Origin of the sequence: Curtobacterium sp. MCJR17_020, assembly GCF_003234365.2 — a bacterium.
Classification (GTDB): domain Bacteria; phylum Actinomycetota; class Actinomycetes; order Actinomycetales; family Microbacteriaceae; genus Curtobacterium.
On the sequence record NZ_CP126261.1, the window covers coordinates 52,696 to 70,007 of the forward strand.

Annotated in this window: 16 protein-coding genes; 11 read left to right on the forward strand and 5 right to left on the reverse strand. The window is 69.4% G+C overall.

The annotated features are described in order from the left end of the window. Positions 1–74 precede the first annotated feature (74 nt). Positions 75–632: a hypothetical protein gene (locus DEJ14_RS18930; RefSeq protein ID WP_111085096.1), complete on the forward strand. Its 558-nt coding sequence runs from the start codon at positions 75–77 to the stop codon at positions 630–632. Positions 633–805: 173 nt separating this feature from the next. Here DEJ14_RS18930 and DEJ14_RS18935 read toward each other — a convergent pair whose 3' ends face one another. The 5 genes from DEJ14_RS18935 to DEJ14_RS18955 all read right to left on the reverse strand — a co-directional run bounded on the left by DEJ14_RS18935 (position 806) and on the right by DEJ14_RS18955 (position 4,955). Next, on the reverse strand, positions 806–1,303 hold the full coding sequence (locus DEJ14_RS18935) for an NADPH-dependent F420 reductase (RefSeq protein WP_258373244.1): 498 nt from the start codon (positions 1,301–1,303) through the stop codon (positions 806–808). A gap of 122 nt (positions 1,304–1,425) precedes the next feature. Further along, positions 1,426–1,842: an SDR family oxidoreductase gene (locus DEJ14_RS18940; protein WP_181437500.1), complete on the reverse strand. Its 417-nt coding sequence runs from the start codon at positions 1,840–1,842 to the stop codon at positions 1,426–1,428. 181 nt (positions 1,843–2,023) lie between these two features. After that, positions 2,024–2,920, reverse strand: coding sequence for an ATP-binding cassette domain-containing protein (locus DEJ14_RS18945; protein ID WP_111085197.1), 897 nt, complete (start codon positions 2,918–2,920; stop codon positions 2,024–2,026). Beyond that, a complete protein-coding gene (locus tag DEJ14_RS18950) occupies positions 2,920–3,960 on the reverse strand; it encodes an ABC transporter permease (RefSeq protein ID WP_111085098.1) in 1,041 nt (346 codons plus the stop codon). Before DEJ14_RS18950 ends, DEJ14_RS18945 begins: the two co-directional genes overlap by 1 nt. Further along, complete coding sequence (locus tag DEJ14_RS18955) at positions 3,957–4,955, reverse strand: substrate-binding domain-containing protein (protein WP_258373245.1); 999 nt, start codon at positions 4,953–4,955, stop codon at positions 3,957–3,959. The genes DEJ14_RS18950 and DEJ14_RS18955 overlap by 4 nt, the downstream gene beginning before the upstream one ends. 237 nt (positions 4,956–5,192) lie before the next feature. On the opposite strand from DEJ14_RS18955, the gene DEJ14_RS18960 reads away from it, so the two are divergent. The 10 genes from DEJ14_RS18960 (at position 5,193) to DEJ14_RS19005 (ending at position 17,266) form a co-directional block, all read left to right on the forward strand. Then, positions 5,193–6,671 (forward strand): sugar porter family MFS transporter, encoded by a 1,479-nt coding sequence (locus DEJ14_RS18960; protein ID WP_111085100.1) that lies wholly within the window; start codon positions 5,193–5,195, stop codon positions 6,669–6,671. A 21-nt stretch (positions 6,672–6,692) separates the two neighbouring features. Next, complete coding sequence (locus tag DEJ14_RS18965; RefSeq protein ID WP_181437501.1) at positions 6,693–7,715, forward strand: LacI family DNA-binding transcriptional regulator; 1,023 nt, start codon at positions 6,693–6,695, stop codon at positions 7,713–7,715. Positions 7,716–7,856: 141 nt separating this feature from the next. After that, positions 7,857–9,017, forward strand: a complete 1,161-nt coding sequence (locus DEJ14_RS18970) for a Gfo/Idh/MocA family protein (protein ID WP_111085198.1) — start codon at positions 7,857–7,859, stop codon at positions 9,015–9,017. Further along, positions 9,014–9,916: a sugar phosphate isomerase/epimerase family protein gene (locus DEJ14_RS18975; RefSeq protein ID WP_111085102.1), complete on the forward strand. Its 903-nt coding sequence runs from the start codon at positions 9,014–9,016 to the stop codon at positions 9,914–9,916. The genes DEJ14_RS18970 and DEJ14_RS18975 overlap by 4 nt, the downstream gene beginning before the upstream one ends. Next, positions 9,913–10,965: a Gfo/Idh/MocA family protein gene (locus DEJ14_RS18980; protein WP_111085103.1), complete on the forward strand. Its 1,053-nt coding sequence runs from the start codon at positions 9,913–9,915 to the stop codon at positions 10,963–10,965. Before DEJ14_RS18975 ends, DEJ14_RS18980 begins: the two co-directional genes overlap by 4 nt. A gap of 31 nt (positions 10,966–10,996) precedes the next feature. After that, positions 10,997–12,007 (forward strand): inositol 2-dehydrogenase, encoded by a 1,011-nt coding sequence (gene iolG, locus DEJ14_RS18985; protein ID WP_111085104.1) that lies wholly within the window; start codon positions 10,997–10,999, stop codon positions 12,005–12,007. Continuing rightward, positions 12,004–12,882 (forward strand): sugar phosphate isomerase/epimerase family protein, encoded by an 879-nt coding sequence (locus DEJ14_RS18990; protein WP_111085105.1) that lies wholly within the window; start codon positions 12,004–12,006, stop codon positions 12,880–12,882. The genes iolG and DEJ14_RS18990 overlap by 4 nt, the downstream gene beginning before the upstream one ends. A gap of 101 nt (positions 12,883–12,983) precedes the next feature. Then, positions 12,984–13,823 carry a 5-deoxy-glucuronate isomerase gene (iolB, locus tag DEJ14_RS18995; RefSeq protein ID WP_111085106.1) on the forward strand — a complete coding sequence of 280 codons (840 nt, stop codon included), beginning with the start codon at positions 12,984–12,986 and terminating at the stop codon, positions 13,821–13,823. Between the two features lie 24 nt (positions 13,824–13,847). Further along, a complete protein-coding gene (gene iolD / locus DEJ14_RS19000) occupies positions 13,848–15,764 on the forward strand; it encodes a 3D-(3,5/4)-trihydroxycyclohexane-1,2-dione acylhydrolase (decyclizing) (RefSeq protein ID WP_111085107.1) in 1,917 nt (638 codons plus the stop codon). Continuing rightward, positions 15,761–17,266, forward strand: a complete 1,506-nt coding sequence (locus DEJ14_RS19005; protein WP_111085108.1) for an NAD-dependent succinate-semialdehyde dehydrogenase — start codon at positions 15,761–15,763, stop codon at positions 17,264–17,266. Before iolD ends, DEJ14_RS19005 begins: the two co-directional genes overlap by 4 nt. Positions 17,267–17,312 lie beyond the last annotated feature (46 nt).

Consider the following 17,312-nt stretch of genomic DNA (forward strand, 5'->3'; position numbering starts at 1 on the left):
GCGACCTCGGAGTCGCCTTAGGAGACATTCAGGCCCTGGGCGAGACGACCGAGGTCGCAGCCGGTGCCCTGGCCGTGATCGAGGCAGACCTTTCTCGCACCATCGAGCGTCTGGAGAGCACGCGGGATGAGGTTCGGTCGATCCTCGCCGGACGCGGCGGAGTCGACGTCCCAGCTGGCACCGGGACGATCAGCGATCGGCTGTCAGGGTCGGAGCGGTCATTGATGCTGGTCTACTCGCGGTTGTACGACGAGGCCGCAATGGGCGACATGGGGCTCATGGTCCGAGCGCGACCGGATGACGAGGACCTGGGCGGAACATTCGACGCTCTTACCACCGATGCGGACGAGGCGACCCGTCACCGGCTGGTGGAGTCCTTCGCGGCAACGATGGCCGCCCATCTTGCCGAGCACGACTGGCTCAGCGCACCCGAGGGCCGCACCTTGCAGTCCGCGGAAATGACGAGAGAGGTGTTCGTCGAGACCATTCAAGAGCTTTACAACGAAGCGCAGCTGGACGTGCTCGGTCGCGCGAGCGTGCGTGCGCAGGAGCTCCTCGAGGGCCACTTCCAGAATGCTGGGACCGATCCCAACCAGGTCAACTCGGTGATACCGCGTGCTGCAGGTTCGTGATCAGCTGCTGCCGATCCTGGCCGTCTACGTGAAACCGCCACATTGGTGTTCCGGGGGCGCTGCGCCATGACTCGCTGAGCGGGCTGTTGTCGACGGCGTCGAAGCCGAGCTCGTCGTACAGCCGTGCCACGGTGTCAACCGCCGCCACACTGTCGCTGGAGACCACCAGCGCCTTACGGTCGGGCGCCCCTGCTGGACGGGCGAGGCGGCGCAGCGCGGGGAGCTTGTCGACGTCGGACCGAGTCGACGTCGGACCGAATTGTGAACCGGGGGTGGAACTGCACGTGGCTGAATGCCTTTACGATCCGGGACGCGGGGAGCTGCTGCTGCCGGAGTTCGTGAACGGTCACTGCGCCGGTGTCGATGGCAGCGATGTTTCCGTCACGCCACACCATGTAGTTGTTGTTGTCCAACACAATCTTCCCGGCCAGTTCGGCTGCGGGAAGGTCAGTGTCGGGGGCGTAGGGGAACCCGAGAAACGCGATGTCGGCTTCAGCTGCCGCGTCGGCCGCCCAGGCGGCGCTTGCTCGAGGGCCGAGATGCCGCACCAGGTCGTCCAAGCTCCGAGGGGTCCGGGAGTTCGCGACGACGACGCGGTGACCGGCGTCGATGAGCGCTTGTGCGAGAACGCTGCCGGCTTGCCCGGCCCCGATGATGCCGATCGTGCTCATGATGGCGTGTCGCCTCTTTCCGTTCGCGAGGCGCCGATTTCCGGTGCCCTCGTAGTGCTGCCGAGCGCTGTGTGCGCGGGTGGGTCCTGCAGGCGGTCGCCGTCGTCCGCCTGCAGGACGTGTTACCGCGGTGCGGCGGGGTTGCGGATCAGACGAATCCGCCGCTGGTGTGGATCACCTGTCCGTGCACCCAGCGCAGCGGACCGGCGAGGGGCCAGGACGACGTCGGCGATGTCGTCGGGCTTGCCGATGCGCCCCATCGGCGTCATGCCCTCCAGGCACTGGCGGGCGGCGACCGGATCGGGGTTGCTGTTGAAGTCGCTCTCGAGCATGTCCGACTCCGTCGGTCCGGGAGCGACCGCGTTGACGGTGATATCGCGGCCGGCGACCTCCTTCGCGAGGACGCGGGTCGCCGCTTCAACACCTGCCTTGCTGGCGACGTAGGCCGTGTATCCGGGGGCAAGGACTCGGGTGACGGCGGTGGAGATGTTGACGATCGACCCGCCCGCGCGGACGGCTTTCGCGGCCTGCTGGTCCACCAAATCTGGTAGCCGAGCTCAAGGTCGCGGATGGTGCGGGCCATGGGATGTGGAGCCGGCGCGCGGTTATGACGGCGGTGGCCCACCCAAAGCAGGTGGTTCACCCCATAGATCCGCACGCTTCAGCGATCAACGCCCATGCCAGCGATCTCGCCGCAACCGATCCGTGTCCTTCTCCCGGTTAGGCGCCTGGGATGACTTCGGCGGCGCGGATCTCCTCGATGCGCTCGGACTGCCCACCGACCTGCTCGAGTTCGTGGGCGAGCTCTTCGAGCTCGGCGCCGCCGGCCATCATGCCGGTGAGTTCCGGCAGGGTGATGCCGCTCTTCTCGAAGTACCCGATGCTCTTGCCGCGACGGAGCAGCAGGAAGCGGTCGCCCACGGGGTAGGCGTGGTGCGGGTTGTGCGTGATGAAGATGACGCCGAGACCGCGGTCGCGGGCCCGGAGGATGTATTTCAGCACGACACCGGACTGCTTCACGCCGAGCGCGGCGGTCGGCTCGTCGAGGATGAGCGCCTTCGCGCCGAAGTAGACGGCGCGGGCGATCGCGACGCACTGCTTCTCACCACCGGACAGGGTGCCGATGGGCTGGTCGACGTCGCGAAGGTCGATGCCCATGTCGAGCAGCTCCTGCTTGGTGATGCGCTTCATCGCCGGGACGTCGAGCATGCCGAGCCGGTTCCGAAGTTCCGAGCCGAGGAAGAAGTTCCGCCAGATCGGCATCAGCGGCACGACCGCGAGGTCCTGGTAGACCGCGGCGATGCCGGCGTCGAGGGCGTCTCGCGGCGACGAAAGCTTCCGGTCCTCGCCCATGATCGAGAAGGTACCGGCGTCGTGCTGGTGGAGCCCGGCGATGATCTTGATCAGGGTCGACTTGCCGGCGCCGTTGTCGCCGAGAACGCACGTCACGCGGCCGGAGTCGACGTCCATCGTGATGTCGGACAGGGCGATGACGTTGCCGTAGTGCTTGCCAACGTCCCGGAGGGCGATGAGGTGCGGTGCGCCTGCGACGGTCTCGGACGTCTCCGACACCGGCACCTCGACGGCCTGCGTGGTGGGGTTCGCAGTTTCGGGCATCATTTCTGCTCCGCTCGTTTCTTGACGATGAGGTTGATGATGGTGGCGAGCAGCAGCATGAGCCCGAGGAAGAACTTGAACCAGTCCGGGTTCCACTGCGCATAGACGATGCCCTTGTTCGCCATCCCGAAGATCAGGGCGCCGATGGCACCGCCGACCGCGGATCCGTAGCCGCCCGTGAGCAGGCAGCCGCCGATGACAGCGGCGATGATGTAGAGGAACTCGTTTCCCACACCCTCGCCGGACTGCACGACGTTGAAGGCGAACAGGTTGTGCATGCCGCCGATCCAGGCGCAGAAGCCGACGCCCATGAACAGGCCGATCTTCGTCTTCGTGACCGGGACACCGACGGCGCGGGCGGCGTTCTCGTCCCCGCCGACGGCGAAGATCCAGTTGCCGACCCGGGTGCGGAGGAGCACCCAGGAGGCGATGATCACGAGCGCGATCCAGATGAACACGGTGATCTTCACCGTGATGCCGAAGACCGGGACGTCGGCGGCGAACATCTGCTCCGCCAGCGCGAAGCCGTCGAGCTGCGAGACGTCCAGCGTCGACACCGAGCCGGACACCAGGCGGGTGACCGCGAGGTTCAGGCCGGTGAGCATCAGGAACGTCGCAAGGGTGACGATGAACGAGGGGAGCTTCGTCCGGACGAGGATCCACCCGTTGACGAAGCCGACGCCGAGCGAGAAGACGAGCGCGAGCAACACGCCCACCCAGACGTTCGTGGAGAAGTACCAGGCGAACAGGCTCGCGGTGAGCGAGGAGGAGATGACCCCGACGCCGGCGGAGAGGTCGAACTCTCCGCCGATCATGAGGAGCGAGACACCGACCGCCATGATCCCGATGGTCGACGAACCGTAGAGGACCGTCGAGATCGAGTCGGGCTGCACGAACACCGGGGCGATGACGGCGAAGAACACGAACATCGCGATCGCGCCGACCACCGCACCCACCTCGGGGCGGCCGAGGAGCTTCCGGACGGGGCTCCGGGCGGCGAGCCGCTCGTCACCCGCGAGGACGAGCCCTGCGGCGGTCACCGCAGACCGTCCTCGGCGTACTGCAGGACCTTGCCGATGTTCGACGAGTCGACGATGGCCGGTCCAGTCAGGGTCGGCTTGCCGCCACCGAGGACGAAGCCGCCCTGCTTGTAGAGGACGATCGAGTCGATCGACTCGTAGCCCTGCATGAACGGCTGCTGGTCCACGGTGAACAGGACGTCGCCGGACTTGATGCTCTTGGCGAGCGAGGCGTTGAGGTCGAACGAGGCGACCTTGATGTCGCTGCCGGCGGCCTTGACCGCCTTGAGGATCACCGCGGTGTACGGGGCACCGAGCCCCACGACGACGTCCGCGCTGCTGTCCGCCTGGAGCTTCGCGGTCACCGTCGACTGCACGGCGCTGTTGTCCGTGCCGTTGACGTAGAGCGTCTCGGTGTCGGGCAGGACCTTCTTGATGCCGCCGCACCGTGCTTCGAGTGCGACGTTGCCCTGCTCCTGGATGACGCAGATCGGCTTCGACAGGCCCTGCTTCTCCAGCTCGTTGCCGACCGCTTCGCCGGCGACCGACTCGTCCTGCCCGAAGTGGGCCAGGATGCCGAGCGCCGAGTAGGCGTCGCTGCCGGAGTTGAAGGACACCACGGGGATGCCGGCCTTCTCGGCTGCCTGCACCGAGCTCTTCAGCGCGTCGGGCTTGGCGAGCGACACCGCGATGCCGTCCACCTTCTGGTCGGTGTACTGCTGCACGAGCTGTGCCTGCTTGGATCCGTCGGGGTCGGAGGCGTAGAGGAGCTTGACGCCGTCCTTCTTCGCGGCGTCCTCGGCACCCTTCCGGACGATGTCCCAGAACGTGTCGCCGGGGGCGGCGTGGGTGACGAGGGCGATGGTGAGGCCGGAGTCCTTGCTGGTCCCGCCGGACGAGTCGTCGTCGCTCGATGCGACACGCCCCCCCCCCCCCTGCGAGGAACAACCGGCGAGGACGAGGGCACTGGCCGCGAGCGCGGCGGTGATGCCCATGACTGCAGAGATGCGCTTCACGGAAGACTCCTTTGTCCAGTGGTTCCGCTGTGGTGCACGGGTTCGACGGTTCCGCCGAGGTGCTGTCTGAGAGTCAGCGACCTTGCCAATTCTCACCTGGCGGGTTGTCTGTCCGGCGTACGGTATAACGAATCACCCTGGTCCACAAGAGTGGAACCTCGTGATCGGCGCCTGTTACCCTGTGAACAGTCCGTCCGTGGTGTGAGAACTACGGGAGTCGATGACGAAGGAGTCAGCATGTCTGGACAGGGTCAACCGCGCGGAGCGCTCGAACTGCCACCCCTCACGACGGGACTGCACCGGAAACGAATCGGTCTCATCTCGGTCGTCGCCTGCCTCGGCGGCCTGCTGTTCGGGTACGACACCGGCGTCAGCAACGGCGCCGAGATCTCGATCCAGTCGCAGCTCGGGCTCGACGACATCGGCCTCGGTGTCGTGATCTCGTCGCTCGTCTTCGCCGCGGCCGTCGGCGGCCTGATCGGCGGTCCGGTGTCCGACCGCATCGGCCGGCGCTCCACGATCCTCGCGATGGCGGTCTTCTTCTTCTGCGGCACGCTGCTCGCGGTGTTCTCGCCAAACTTCGAGGTGCTGCTGGCCGGACGCATCGCCGTCGGCCTGGCGGTGGGCGCCGCGTCCATCGTCGTCCCCGTGTACCTGGCCGAACTCGCACCGCTCGAGATCCGCGGCATGATCACCGGGCGCAACGAGCTCGCGATCGTGAGCGGGCAGCTCGCCGCGTTCGTCATCAACGCGATCATCGGCATCGTCCTCGGCGACGAGGGCGGCGTGTGGCGCGTCATGTTCTTCATCTGCGCGATCCCGGCCGCTGCCTTGTTCATCGGCATGCTCCGGATGCCGGAGTCCCCGCGCTGGCTCGTCGAGCACGGTCACGACGAGCGGGCGCTCGCGATCCTCAAGACCGTCCGCAACGAGGGCCGTGCCGAGGCCGAGCTCGAGGAGATCCGTCGGGTGACGGCCGAGGAGCCCAGCGAGACCCGCCTGAACGGGCTGAAGGCCCTGTTGTCCAGCCGCTGGCTCATCCGCATCGTCCTGATCGGGTGCGGCGTCGCCATCGCCCAGCAGGTCACCGGCATCAACTCGATCATGTACTACGGCCAGCGCATCCTGATCGAGTCCGGGTTCGGGGCGAACGCCGCACTCATCGCGAACATCGCCCCGGGCATCCTCGCGGTCGTCGGCGGGCTCATCGCCCTCCGGAACATGGACCGCGTGGACCGTCGGAAGACGTTCATCCTCGGGCTCTCCCTGACCACGACCTGCCACATCCTGATCGGCGTGTCGTCCCTGGTGATCCCGGACGGCAACCCGATCCGCCCTTACGTGCTCCTGTTCCTGATCTGCGCCTTCGTCTTGTCGATGCAGTCCTGCCTCAACATCGCGGTCTGGGTGTGGCTGGCCGAGATCTTCCCGCTCAACATGCGCGGCCTCGGGACCGGCATCGCGGCGTTCGCCGGCTGGCTGATGAACGGTGTCCTGGCCCTCTACGTGCCGTCGCTCATCGAGGGTGTCGGCATCACCGGAACGTTCTTCCTCTTCGCCGTGATCGGTGCCATTGCGTTGGCGTTCATCGTGACGCAGGTACCGGAGACCCGAGGCTGGTCGCTCGAGAAGCTCGAGGAGGAGGTCACGACCGGTGCGATCTACATCGACACCATCAAGGGCAAGGCGAAGCGGGCCGGTCGCGACGAGCGGTGACCGTGCTGCAAGATGTGGAGCATGGCTGACGACGGGTCCACCACAGCGGGGCGGCGCGCGACCATGCGGGACGTCGCCGACCGTGCGGCGGTGTCGAAGTCGCTCGTGTCGCTCGCGTTCAGCTCACCAGGTTCGGTCAGCCCCGAGCGCCTCGCTCGGATCCTCGACGCCGCCGACGTGCTGGGGTTCCGGCCGAACCGGGTGGCGCGCTCGCTCAACGGCGCCCGGGACGACTTCGTCGGGATCCTGGTCGCCGACTCGCGGAACCCCGTGCTCGCCGAGGTCGTCGACGCGGCGCGGGTGTCCCTGGCGTCGGGCGGTCGCCTCGGGCTGATGACCAGTGCGGTGCTGCCGAACGGTTCGTCACGCCCGCGCCTCGACCTCGACGCGGTCGCGATGCTCGGTGACCTGCAGCCGTCCGGGCTCATCGTCGTCGGGTCGGTGCCGACCATGGACCGGGTCGTGCAGGTGATGGGCGCCGCCCGCATCGTGATCGCCAGCGCACGGCCCGGTCGGCTCGCCGGTGCTGCAACGGTCCGCGGGGACGACGAGGTCGGGATCCGGCTCGTCGTCGACCACCTGGTCGACATCGGGCACCGGCGCATCGGGCACGTGGGCGGAGCCGGGGGCCGCGTAGCAACCGGGCGTGTGGAGGCCTTCCGTGCAGCGGTCCATGAACACGGGCTCGACGGGGGGCTGGTCGCCGAGAGCGACTTCTCCGAGGCTGCCGGGTACCGAGCGGCCCTCGAGCTGCTCGACCGGGACGAACCGCCGACGGCGATCACGGCCGTGAACGACCTCGCCGCGATCGGCGTGACGGCGGCCGTCCGGCAGCGCGGGCTCACCGGCTCGGTCGCGGTCACCGGGTACGACAACACGTACCTGGCGGCGCTCGGGGCGGTGGACCTGACGTCCGTCGACCCGGACAACGCGGCGATCGGGCGACGTGCCGCGGAACTCCTGCTCTCGGAGGAGAACCCCGGCGAGGTGCTCATCGCGCCGACGCTCCGGGTCCGGTCGTCGTCAGTACTGCGCCGAGGTTGACATCGGCGAAACCGGGGTCGTACATTGAACCGGTCCAGATTTTGGACCGGTTCAAAATCCTCGCCAGGAAGCAAAGGAGCACCCGTGGCAGAGAACAGCGCACCCCGCTCGGTCGGAGTCGGCCTCATCAGCGTCGGCTGGATGGGGCGCCTCCACTCGCGCTCCTACGCCCTCCTCCCGCTCGTCTACCCGGAGCTCGGGCTCCGTCCCCGACTCGTCGTCGCCGCCGACGTCGCACCCGCCGGTCGCGACCACGCGAAGGACGTCCTCGGCTACGAGAAGGTCGTCTCGGACTACCGCGAAATCCTGGCCGACCCCGAGGTCGACGTCGTGTCGATCTGCGCCCCGAACTCGCTGCACGCCGAGATCGGCATCGCCGCGGCCGCAGCCGGTAAGCCGTTCTGGATCGAGAAGCCCGTCGGCCGCGGGGCGGAAGAGACCGAGTCGGTTGCTGCCGCCGCTGACGCCGCCGGGGTCGCGACCACCATCGGCTTCAACTACCGGCACGTCCCGGCGGTGCAGCACGCACGGCAGCTCGTCCTCGACGGTTCGCTCGGCCGGATCACCAACGTCCGCGGTCGGTTCTTCGGCGGCTTCTCCTCGAACCCGGAGGACCCGCTGACGTGGCGCTTCGTCCGGGCGACCTCGGGCAGCGGGGTCCTCGGTGACCTGATGGGGCACCTCGTCGACCTCATGCACTACGTCCTCGGCCCGATCGGCTCGATCTCGGCCGCGACCGGCACCTACCTGACCGAGCGGCCCGGGCTCCCCGGCACGCCCGACGCCGGCAAGCTGCTCCCCGTCGAGAACGAGGACTACGCCACGATGCTCGTCCGCTTCGGCGAGTCCGCCGTGGGCGCGGGCGCGATCGGCAACCTCGAGGCCTCCCGCATCGCGGTCGGCCCCCGGTCCGAGTACGCGTTCGAGGTCTTCGGCACCGAGGGGTCGGTCCGCTGGGACTTCGAGCGGCTCAACGAGCTCGACGTCGCGCTGGCCCGCACCGGCCCGCACGTCGGCTACACCCGCGCGTTCGCCGACGGGTACTTCCCCGACTACTCCCGCTTCCAGCCGAGCTCGGGCACGAGCATGGGCTACGACGACCTCAAGGTCATCGAGGCGGCGAAGTTCCTCACCGCGGCCACCGGCGGCGAGGCCACCGGGTCGAACATCCACGACGCCGTCGCCTCGGCCCGCGTGCTGAGCGCCGCCGAGGAGTCCGCTGCTTCCGGGCAATGGGTCGACCTGCCCGTCGAACCCGGCACCACCGCCAACACCGCCGTCACCGCAGGGGTGCGTGCATGAGCCTCCGCATCGCGACCGCACCGATCTCCTGGGGTGTCAGCGAGGTTGACGGCTGGGGCCACCAGCTGCCGCCAGAGCGCGTCCTCGCCGAGATGACGTCCCTCGGTTTCGAGGCCACCGAGCTCGGCGCCCAGGGGTTCCTGCCCCCGGCGCCCGAGGACAAGGCGGCCCGGCTCGCCGAGTTCGGCATGACGGCGATCGGCAGCTTCGTGCCGGTCATCGCCCATCAGCCCGGCACCGACCCGCTGCCCCGGATCGAACAGGAACTCGCCGACTACGCGGCCTCCGGGGCGACCGTGCTCGTGGTCTGCGCGGACAGCGAGCAGACCGGCTACGACGCCCAGCGCGAGCCGCTCACCGACGAGCAGTGGGCGACGCTGTTCACCAATTTCGACCGGATCACCGAGGCGGCGGCGGCGGTCGGCGTGACAGCGACCCTGCACCCGCACGTCGGGACCGTCGTCGAGACGAAGGACGACGTCGATGCCGTGCTCGCCGGATCGACGATCCCGTTCTGCTTCGACACCGGACACCTGTTCCTCGGTGGCACGGACCCGGTCCGCTTCGCCGCCGAGCACAGCGACCGCATCGCGTACATGCACCTCAAGGACGTGTCCCTCGAGGGTGCGCAGCAGGTGGCAAATGGCGAGATCAGCTACTTCGACGCAATCAAGGCGGACCTGCTCTACCGACCCGTCGGACAGGGCGACGTGGACATCCGCGCGATCCTGACGAGCATGGTAGAAGCCGGCTTCGACGGCTGGATCGTCCTCGAGCAGGACAAGGTCGTGCTCGAGGAGCCCGCTCCCGGGACCGGCCCGATCGAGGACGCCCGTGCGAGCGTCGAGTTCGTCCGCGCCCTCGTCGCCGAGCTCGAGGCCGCCGAGGTCACCCGGTGAGGGTCGGCGTCGCCGGCCTCGGCCGCATCGGCGCGATGCACGCGCGGAACCTCGCCAGGACCCCGGGCGTCGACGAGGTCGTGCTGATCGGCCGCGACGCCGGCCGGACCGAGGGCGTGCGCACCCGGCTCGACGAGCAACGCGGGGCCGAGACCGGCTGGGCGTCGGTGTCGACCACCGTCGAGCCGCTCGCAGACGTCCTGCCCTCGCTCGACGGCGTCCTCGTCGCGGCGGCGACGGACACCCACGCCGACTTGGCCCGCGTCGTCGCGGACTCGCACACCCCGCTCCTGATCGAGAAGCCCCTCGCACTCGGCGTGGACGAGCTCACCGAGCTGTCCCGCGACCTCGACGCGACCGGCACCCCGATCATGGTCGCGTTCCACCGCCGCTACGACCCGGGCTACCAGCGATTGCGGCAGCACGTCCTCGACGGTGACATCGGCACGCTGCGACTCGTGCAGGCGACCGAGAACGACCACCACGCCCTGCCGGTGGACTACATACCGCAGTCGCACGGCATGTGGCTCGACCTGCTCGTCCACGACTTCGACATCATCCCGTGGGTCGTCGGCGACCCCGTCGTCGAGATCTCGATGATCGGGTCCGTCCTGGACGAGCCCGTCTACGGTGACTACCAGGACACCGACACCGCGATGGTGACCCTGCGGTTCGCCTCGGGTGCCGTTGGCAGCATCGGGGCGCTCCGCCGGAGCGACGCCGGCCAGGACGTCCGGCTCGAGGTCACCGGGACGAACGGCGCGTTCGGCGCGGGCTACGGACCGCGCACGCCGATCACGTCGACCGAGCCCGGCGGCATCGCCCCGGCGAACCCGTACGACACCTTCGGCGACCGGTTCGTCCCGGCGTTCGAGGAGGAGATCGCGCACTTCGTACGGATGATCCGTGGTGAGTCGGAGAGCCTCACCCCGCCCGCCGCCGGTCTCGTCGCCACCGCACTCGCCGAAGCTGCTGCCGAATCGTTCCACACCGGTCGTCCTGTGCGACCGCGCAGTACCGCGTCGACCATGCGGACCACCACCGCGTAGACCACGCGACCAACACCACCTGGAGATTGCAATGGCGCAACAGATCCGGATCGGCCTCTTCGGCACCGGGCGCATCGGACAGGTCCACGCCATGAGCGTGGCCGCCATCGACGACGCAGAGCTCGCGTGGGTCTGCGACCCGTTCGTCGAGGGCGCCGAGCGAACGGCCGCCGAGTACGGCGGCGCGGTCAGCACCGACCCGGCCGAGGTATTCGCCTCGGGCGAGGTCGACGCGGTCATCATCGCGGCACCGACGGTCACCCACGTCGACCTCATCGACGCCGCGATCGACGCGGGCGTCCCGGTGCTCTGCGAGAAGCCGATCGACCTCGACCTCGAGCGGGTGGACCGGTTCCGCGCGAAGGCCGCGGCCGCCACCGTCCCGATCGTGCTCGGTTTCAACCGGCGGTTCGACCGACACTTCGCCGAACTACACCGCCGGGTGAGCGCGGGGGAGATCGGCACGCTGGAGCAGGTCCTCATCACGAGCCGCGACCCCGCCGAGCCACCGGCCGGGTACCTGGCGTCGTCCGGCGGGATCTTCCGTGACATGACGATCCACGACCTCGACATGGCGCGCTTCTTCGTGCCGGACATCGTCGAGGTGACCGCCCGTGGCGCGAACACGTTCAGTGCGACGGCCCGCGAACTCGGCGACTTCGACTCCGCGGTCGTCACCCTCCGCGGTGCGGGCGACGAACTCGTGGTGATCACGAACTCGCGGCACGCGGCGTACGGGTACGACCAGCGCTTCGAGGTCTTCGGGTCCGAGGGGCTCCTGCAGGTCGGCAACCAGACCGACACGCTCGTACGGCACTGGGGTGCCGACGCCGTCGAGGCACTGGAGCCGTACCAGAACTTCTTCCTGCAGCGGTACGCGGAGGCATACCGGCTCGAGGTCGTCGAGTTCCTGAAGGCGGTGCGGGGCGAACCCTCCCGCAGCCCCGGGTTCGAGGACGGCCGTGCCGCGCTCGTCCTCGCCGACGCCGCCGACCGGTCGGCCCGCACGGGCGGATCGGTCGCGGTCGACCTGTCGCGATGACCGGGATCAGCCACGACCTCGTCGCCACCTGCTGGACGACGTCGGGGACCGCGGTGCCGGACGGCACGTCGGAGCGCAGCTCGTTCTCGGCACGGGACCGGGTCAGTGCCGCGGCTGACGCCGGGTTCACCGGGCTCGGGTTCGTCGTCGACGACCTCGAGGTCGTCCGGGACACGATCGGGTTCGACGCGCTCCGGGCCCATGCCGACCGCCTCGGCATCGGTCACCTCGAGGTCGAGCTCGTCAAGGACTGGTGGCGCGACCCGTCGGACGCGCCGTGGCGTGCCCGATGGGGCCTGCTCCGCGACGCCGCGCAGGCCTTCGACAGCCCGATGGTGAAGATCGCTCCGCCTCCGGCGCCGACGGTCGCTTCGGTCGAGCCCTACGTCGGACCGTTCCGCCGGCTGGCCGACGAGGCTGCGGCGATCGGCACGCGACTCGCGCTCGAGCCGCTGCCCTTCGCCGGTATCTCCTCGCTGCCGCAGGGGTCCGAACTGGTCGGGGCGGTGGACCATCCCCACGCCGGCCTGGTCGTCGACTCCTGGCACGTCTTCCGCGCCGGGACCTCGCTCGACGAGCTCCGACGCACCCTGGACCCCACGACGGTCGTCGGGGTCGAGGTGAACGACGCGGACGCCCTGCCCGAGGCTGGCCGCACCCTGTTCGAGGACACCCGGGACAACCGGCGCTACCCGGGCGAGGGCGCGCAGGACGTCGTCGGCTTCTTCCGCACGATGGCCCGGGTCGGCTGGTCCGGCCCGTGGGGCGTCGAGATGCTCTCGATCGAGCACCGCGCGAAGTCGCTGGCCGACGCCCTGGACGCCGCACGGGACACGACCCTGCGGTGCATCCGGCTCGCTGAAGCCGGGTTCTGATTCGTCTGACCGCTTTTCTCACAGCGGACGGTTCGTCCGCCAAGCGAGAACAGCTGTATGCTCTCCCCATCCGAACGCAACGACGCAGAGAGGATCACAACATGGTCGACCCGCAGGTGCTCAAGCACGGCGCATGGGACGTCATCACTCCGGAGATCGCCGGTTGGGAGTTCATCACCTTCCAGGTGAAGACCTTCGGCGACGGCGAGACGGTCGAGCTGCCCGCCGACGGCAACGAGCGGGCGTTCGTGAACCTGCACGGCGACCTCGTCCTCACGGTCGCCGGCGAGGAGTACCGCCTCGGTGGCCGGGACACCGTCTTCGACGGACTCGGGCACACGCTCTCCGTCCCGCGCGACACCGGAGTGACGATCACCGCCACCCCCGGAGCCGAACTGGCCATCGCGACCGCGTCGGCCACCGAGCAGCACGAGGTCGTCCTGGTCACGCCGGACGACGTCGGATCCGCCACCCGCGGTGCCGGCAACGCGACGCGGCAGGTCTCCACGCCGATGTCACCCGACTTCCCGGCCGACCGCCTGCACATCGTCGAGGTGTGGACCCCGGGCGGCAACTGGTCGAGCTTCCCGCCGCACAAGCACGAGCACGACATCGACGGCGAAGCGCAGCTGGAGGAGGTCTACTACTACCGTCTCCGCGACCCGGAGAACGGGTGGGCGCTGCAGCGGGTCTACAGCCCGGAGCGTGACTTCGACCTCGACGTCCCCGTCCGCGACGGCGACATCTGCCTCATCCCCTGGGGGTACCACACCACCGTGGCCGCCCACGACCAGGACCTCTACTACCTGAACGTCCTCGCCGGCCCGGCGCCGAAGCGCACCCTGCAGGCCGCAGAGGACCCCGCGCTCGCCCCGGCCCGCGCCAAGTGGGAAGCCCTCGGCACCGATCCGCGTGTGCCGTTCGTCCCCGTCCGCCCCTGACCCACCACGAAAAGGAAGTTCGCAATGGCGCAACACCCTCAGCCGACCCGCCGCCTCACGGTGGGCCAGGCGATCGTCGAGTTCATGCAGGCCCAGCACGTCGAACGTGACGGGGTGACGCAGTCCTTCTTCGGCGGCGCGTTCGGCATCTTCGGCCACGGCAACGTCGCCGGGCTCGGACAGGCGCTCCTGCAGTACCAGGACGTGTTCCCCTACTACCAGGGCCGCAACGAGCAGGGCATGGTCCACATCGCGACCGGCTACGCGAAGACGAAGAACCGCCTCGGCGCGCTGGCCGTCTCGACCTCGATCGGCCCCGGCGCGACCAACATGGTCACCGGTGCCGGTACCGCGACGGTGAACCACATCCCCGTCCTGCTCTTCCCGTCGGACGCCTTCGCCACCCGGTCCACCGGCGCGGTGCTCCAGCAGCAGGAGCACCCGTACGCGATGGACGTCACAGCGAACGACTCGTTCCGTGCGGTGTCGCGGTACTTCGACCGGATCAGCCGGCCGGAGCAGCTCCCCTCCGCCCTGCTCGAGGCGATGCGCGTACTGACGAGCCCGGCCGACACCGGCGCCGTCACCATCGCCCTGCCGCAGGACGTGCAGGCCGAGGCGTTCGACTTCCCGGAGACGCTGTTCTCCGAGCGGGTCTGGCACGTCGCCCGCAACCGTCCCGACACCGCGGCGATCCAGCGTGCGGCCGAGCTCATCAAGGGTGCGAAGAAGGCCGTCGTCATCGCCGGTGGTGGCGTCGTGTACTCCGAGGCGACCGAGGAGCTCGTGCGCTTCGCCGAGTCGACCGGCATCGGCGTCGGCGTGACGCAGGCGGGCAAGGCCGGCATGCCCTGGGACCACCGGCTCGCCCTCGGCGCACTCGGTTCCTCCGGATCCGCGTACGCCAACGCCATCGCGAACGACGCCGACGTGGTCATCGGCATCGGGACCCGCTACACCGACTTCACGACGGCCTCGAACACCATGTTCCAGAACCCCGACGTGGCGTTCGTGAACATCAACGTCGCCGAGATCGACGCGTTCAAGGAGTCCGGCATCCCCCTGGTCGGCGACGCCCGCGAGACGCTCGCTGAGCTCCGCGCCGCGCTCGACGGCTTCACGCTCGACGCCGACGTCGTGGCCGCGAACGAGCAGGCGGCCGCGGACTGGCGTGCCGAGGTCGACCGCATCGTCGAGGTCCAGGACAGCCCGACGCTGTCCCAGGCCGAGATGCTCGGGCTCCTCAACGCCTCGGCCGAGCCCGACGACGTCGTGGTCAACGCCGCAGGCTCGATGCCGGGCGACCTGCACCGCCTGTGGCGTCCGGGCGGCCCGAAGGGCTACGACATCGAGTACGGCAACTCGTGCATGGGTTACGAGGTCGCCGGTGGCGTGGGGGCACAGCTCGCCGCACCCGAGCGGCGCGTGCACGTGCTCGTCGGTGACGGCTCGTACCTGATGATGTCGCAGGAGATCATGACCGCGGTGCAGGAGCACCTGCAGATGACCATCGTCATCGTCGACAACTTCGGCTACGGCTCGATCGCTGCACTGTCCGAGACCCTCGGCTCGCAGACGTTCGGCACCCGCTTCAACGAGCGCGGTGAGGCACTCCGACACGACGGCCGCCGGCTCGAGGTCGACTTCGTCGCCAACGCGGCGAGCTACGGTGCCGAGGTCTTCTCCGCCGACACCGCGGACACCTTCCGTTCCGCGCTCGACGCGGCCCGTGCACACGACGGCACCAGCGTCGTGTACGTCCGCGTCGACGCCCAGGGTCGCTTCGGCGGCTCCGGCGCCTGGTGGGACGTGCCGGTCGCCGAGGTCTCGACCCTCGACAGCACGAAGGACGCCCGTGCCACCTACGACGAGCACAAGCGCGAGCAGCGCCTCTACCTGACGCAGCCCGCACCCCGCGTCCGAGAACTGGAGCACTCATGACCGACGTGACCGACGTCCGCGACGCCATCGACGCCGTGGACTCGACGACCGACCGGGCGAGTATCACCGCCGGCGTCCCCACGGGCCTCCTGATCGGCGGGGTGGAACGCGCAGCGTCCGACGGCGCGACGTTCGACGTTCACGACCCCGTGGACGGCAGCGTCATCGCCACCGTCTCGAGCGGGACCCGGAACGACGCCCAGGCGGCCGTCGACGCCGCGGCGGACGCTGCCGCCGGCTGGGCCGCGACCCCGCCCCGGAAGCGATCCGAGGTGCTGTCGCGGGCGTACGACCTGATGGTCGAGCGCGCCGACTGGTTCGCGCGGCTCATCACGGCGGAGAACGGCAAGGTCTTCGCCGACGCCCGCGGCGAGGTCCTGTACGCCGCCGAGTTCCTCCGCTGGTACGCGGAAGAGGCCGTCCGGATCCCGGGTGCGCTGCAGACCGCACCGGGTGGCACGAACAAGATCCTCGTCGAGCACCGTCCGATCGGCATCGCGATCCTCGTCACCCCGTGGAACTTCCCCGCGGCGATGGCGACCCGGAAGATCGGACCGGCCCTCGCCGCCGGGTGCACGACGGTCCTGAAGCCGGCGAGCGACACCCCGCTGACCGCCCTGGCGATCGGCGCGCTCTTCGCCGAGGCGGGCCTGCCGGCCGGTGTCCTCAACGTGCTGCCGAGCCGGTCCTCCGGCACCGTGGTCGAGCAGATGGTGCGCGATCCGCGTGCCCGGAAGCTCTCGTTCACCGGATCGACCGAAGTGGGCGTGAAGCTCATGAAGCTCGCCGCGGAGTCCGTCGTGAACACGTCGATGGAGCTCGGTGGCAACGCACCCTTCGTGGTCTTCGACGACGCCGACCTCGACGAGGCGGTCGCCGGCGCCATGATCGCCAAGATGCGGAACGGCGGCGAAGCCTGCACCGCGGCGAACCGCTTCTACGTGCAGGAGGGCATCGCCGATGCGTTCTCGGCACGTCTCGCCGAGGCGATGGGCGCGCTCCGGACGGGCGACGGCCTCGACCCGCAGGTCCAGCTCGGCCCGATGGTGAACGAGACCGCCCGCGACGACATCGCCCGGCTCGTCGACGGCGCGAAGGAGGACGGCGCCACGGTGCTGACCGGCGGAGCGTCCCCGGACGGCCCCGGCTGGTTCTACCCGGCGACCGTGCTGACCGGGGTGCCGGAGCACGCGCGCATCCTCAAGGAGGAGATCTTCGGGCCGGTCGCGCCCGTGGTCACCTTCCGCACCGAGGACGACGCCGTCCGGCTCGCGAACGGGACCCCGTTCGGCCTGGTTTCGTACGTGTACACGCAGGACCTCGCTCGGGGCCTGCGGGTCAGCGGACGGATCGAGTCCGGCATGGTCGGGCTGAACCGTGGTCTGGTGTCCGACCCGGCGGCGCCGTTCGGCGGGATGAAGGAATCGGGCATCGGCCGCGAGGGCGGCGCCGAGGGGCTCCTGGAGTACATGGAGTCGCAGTACATCGCCGTGAGCTGGTAGCGCTCGCGCCACCGCAGGCCCGGGCCCGCCGACGGCACGGCGTGCG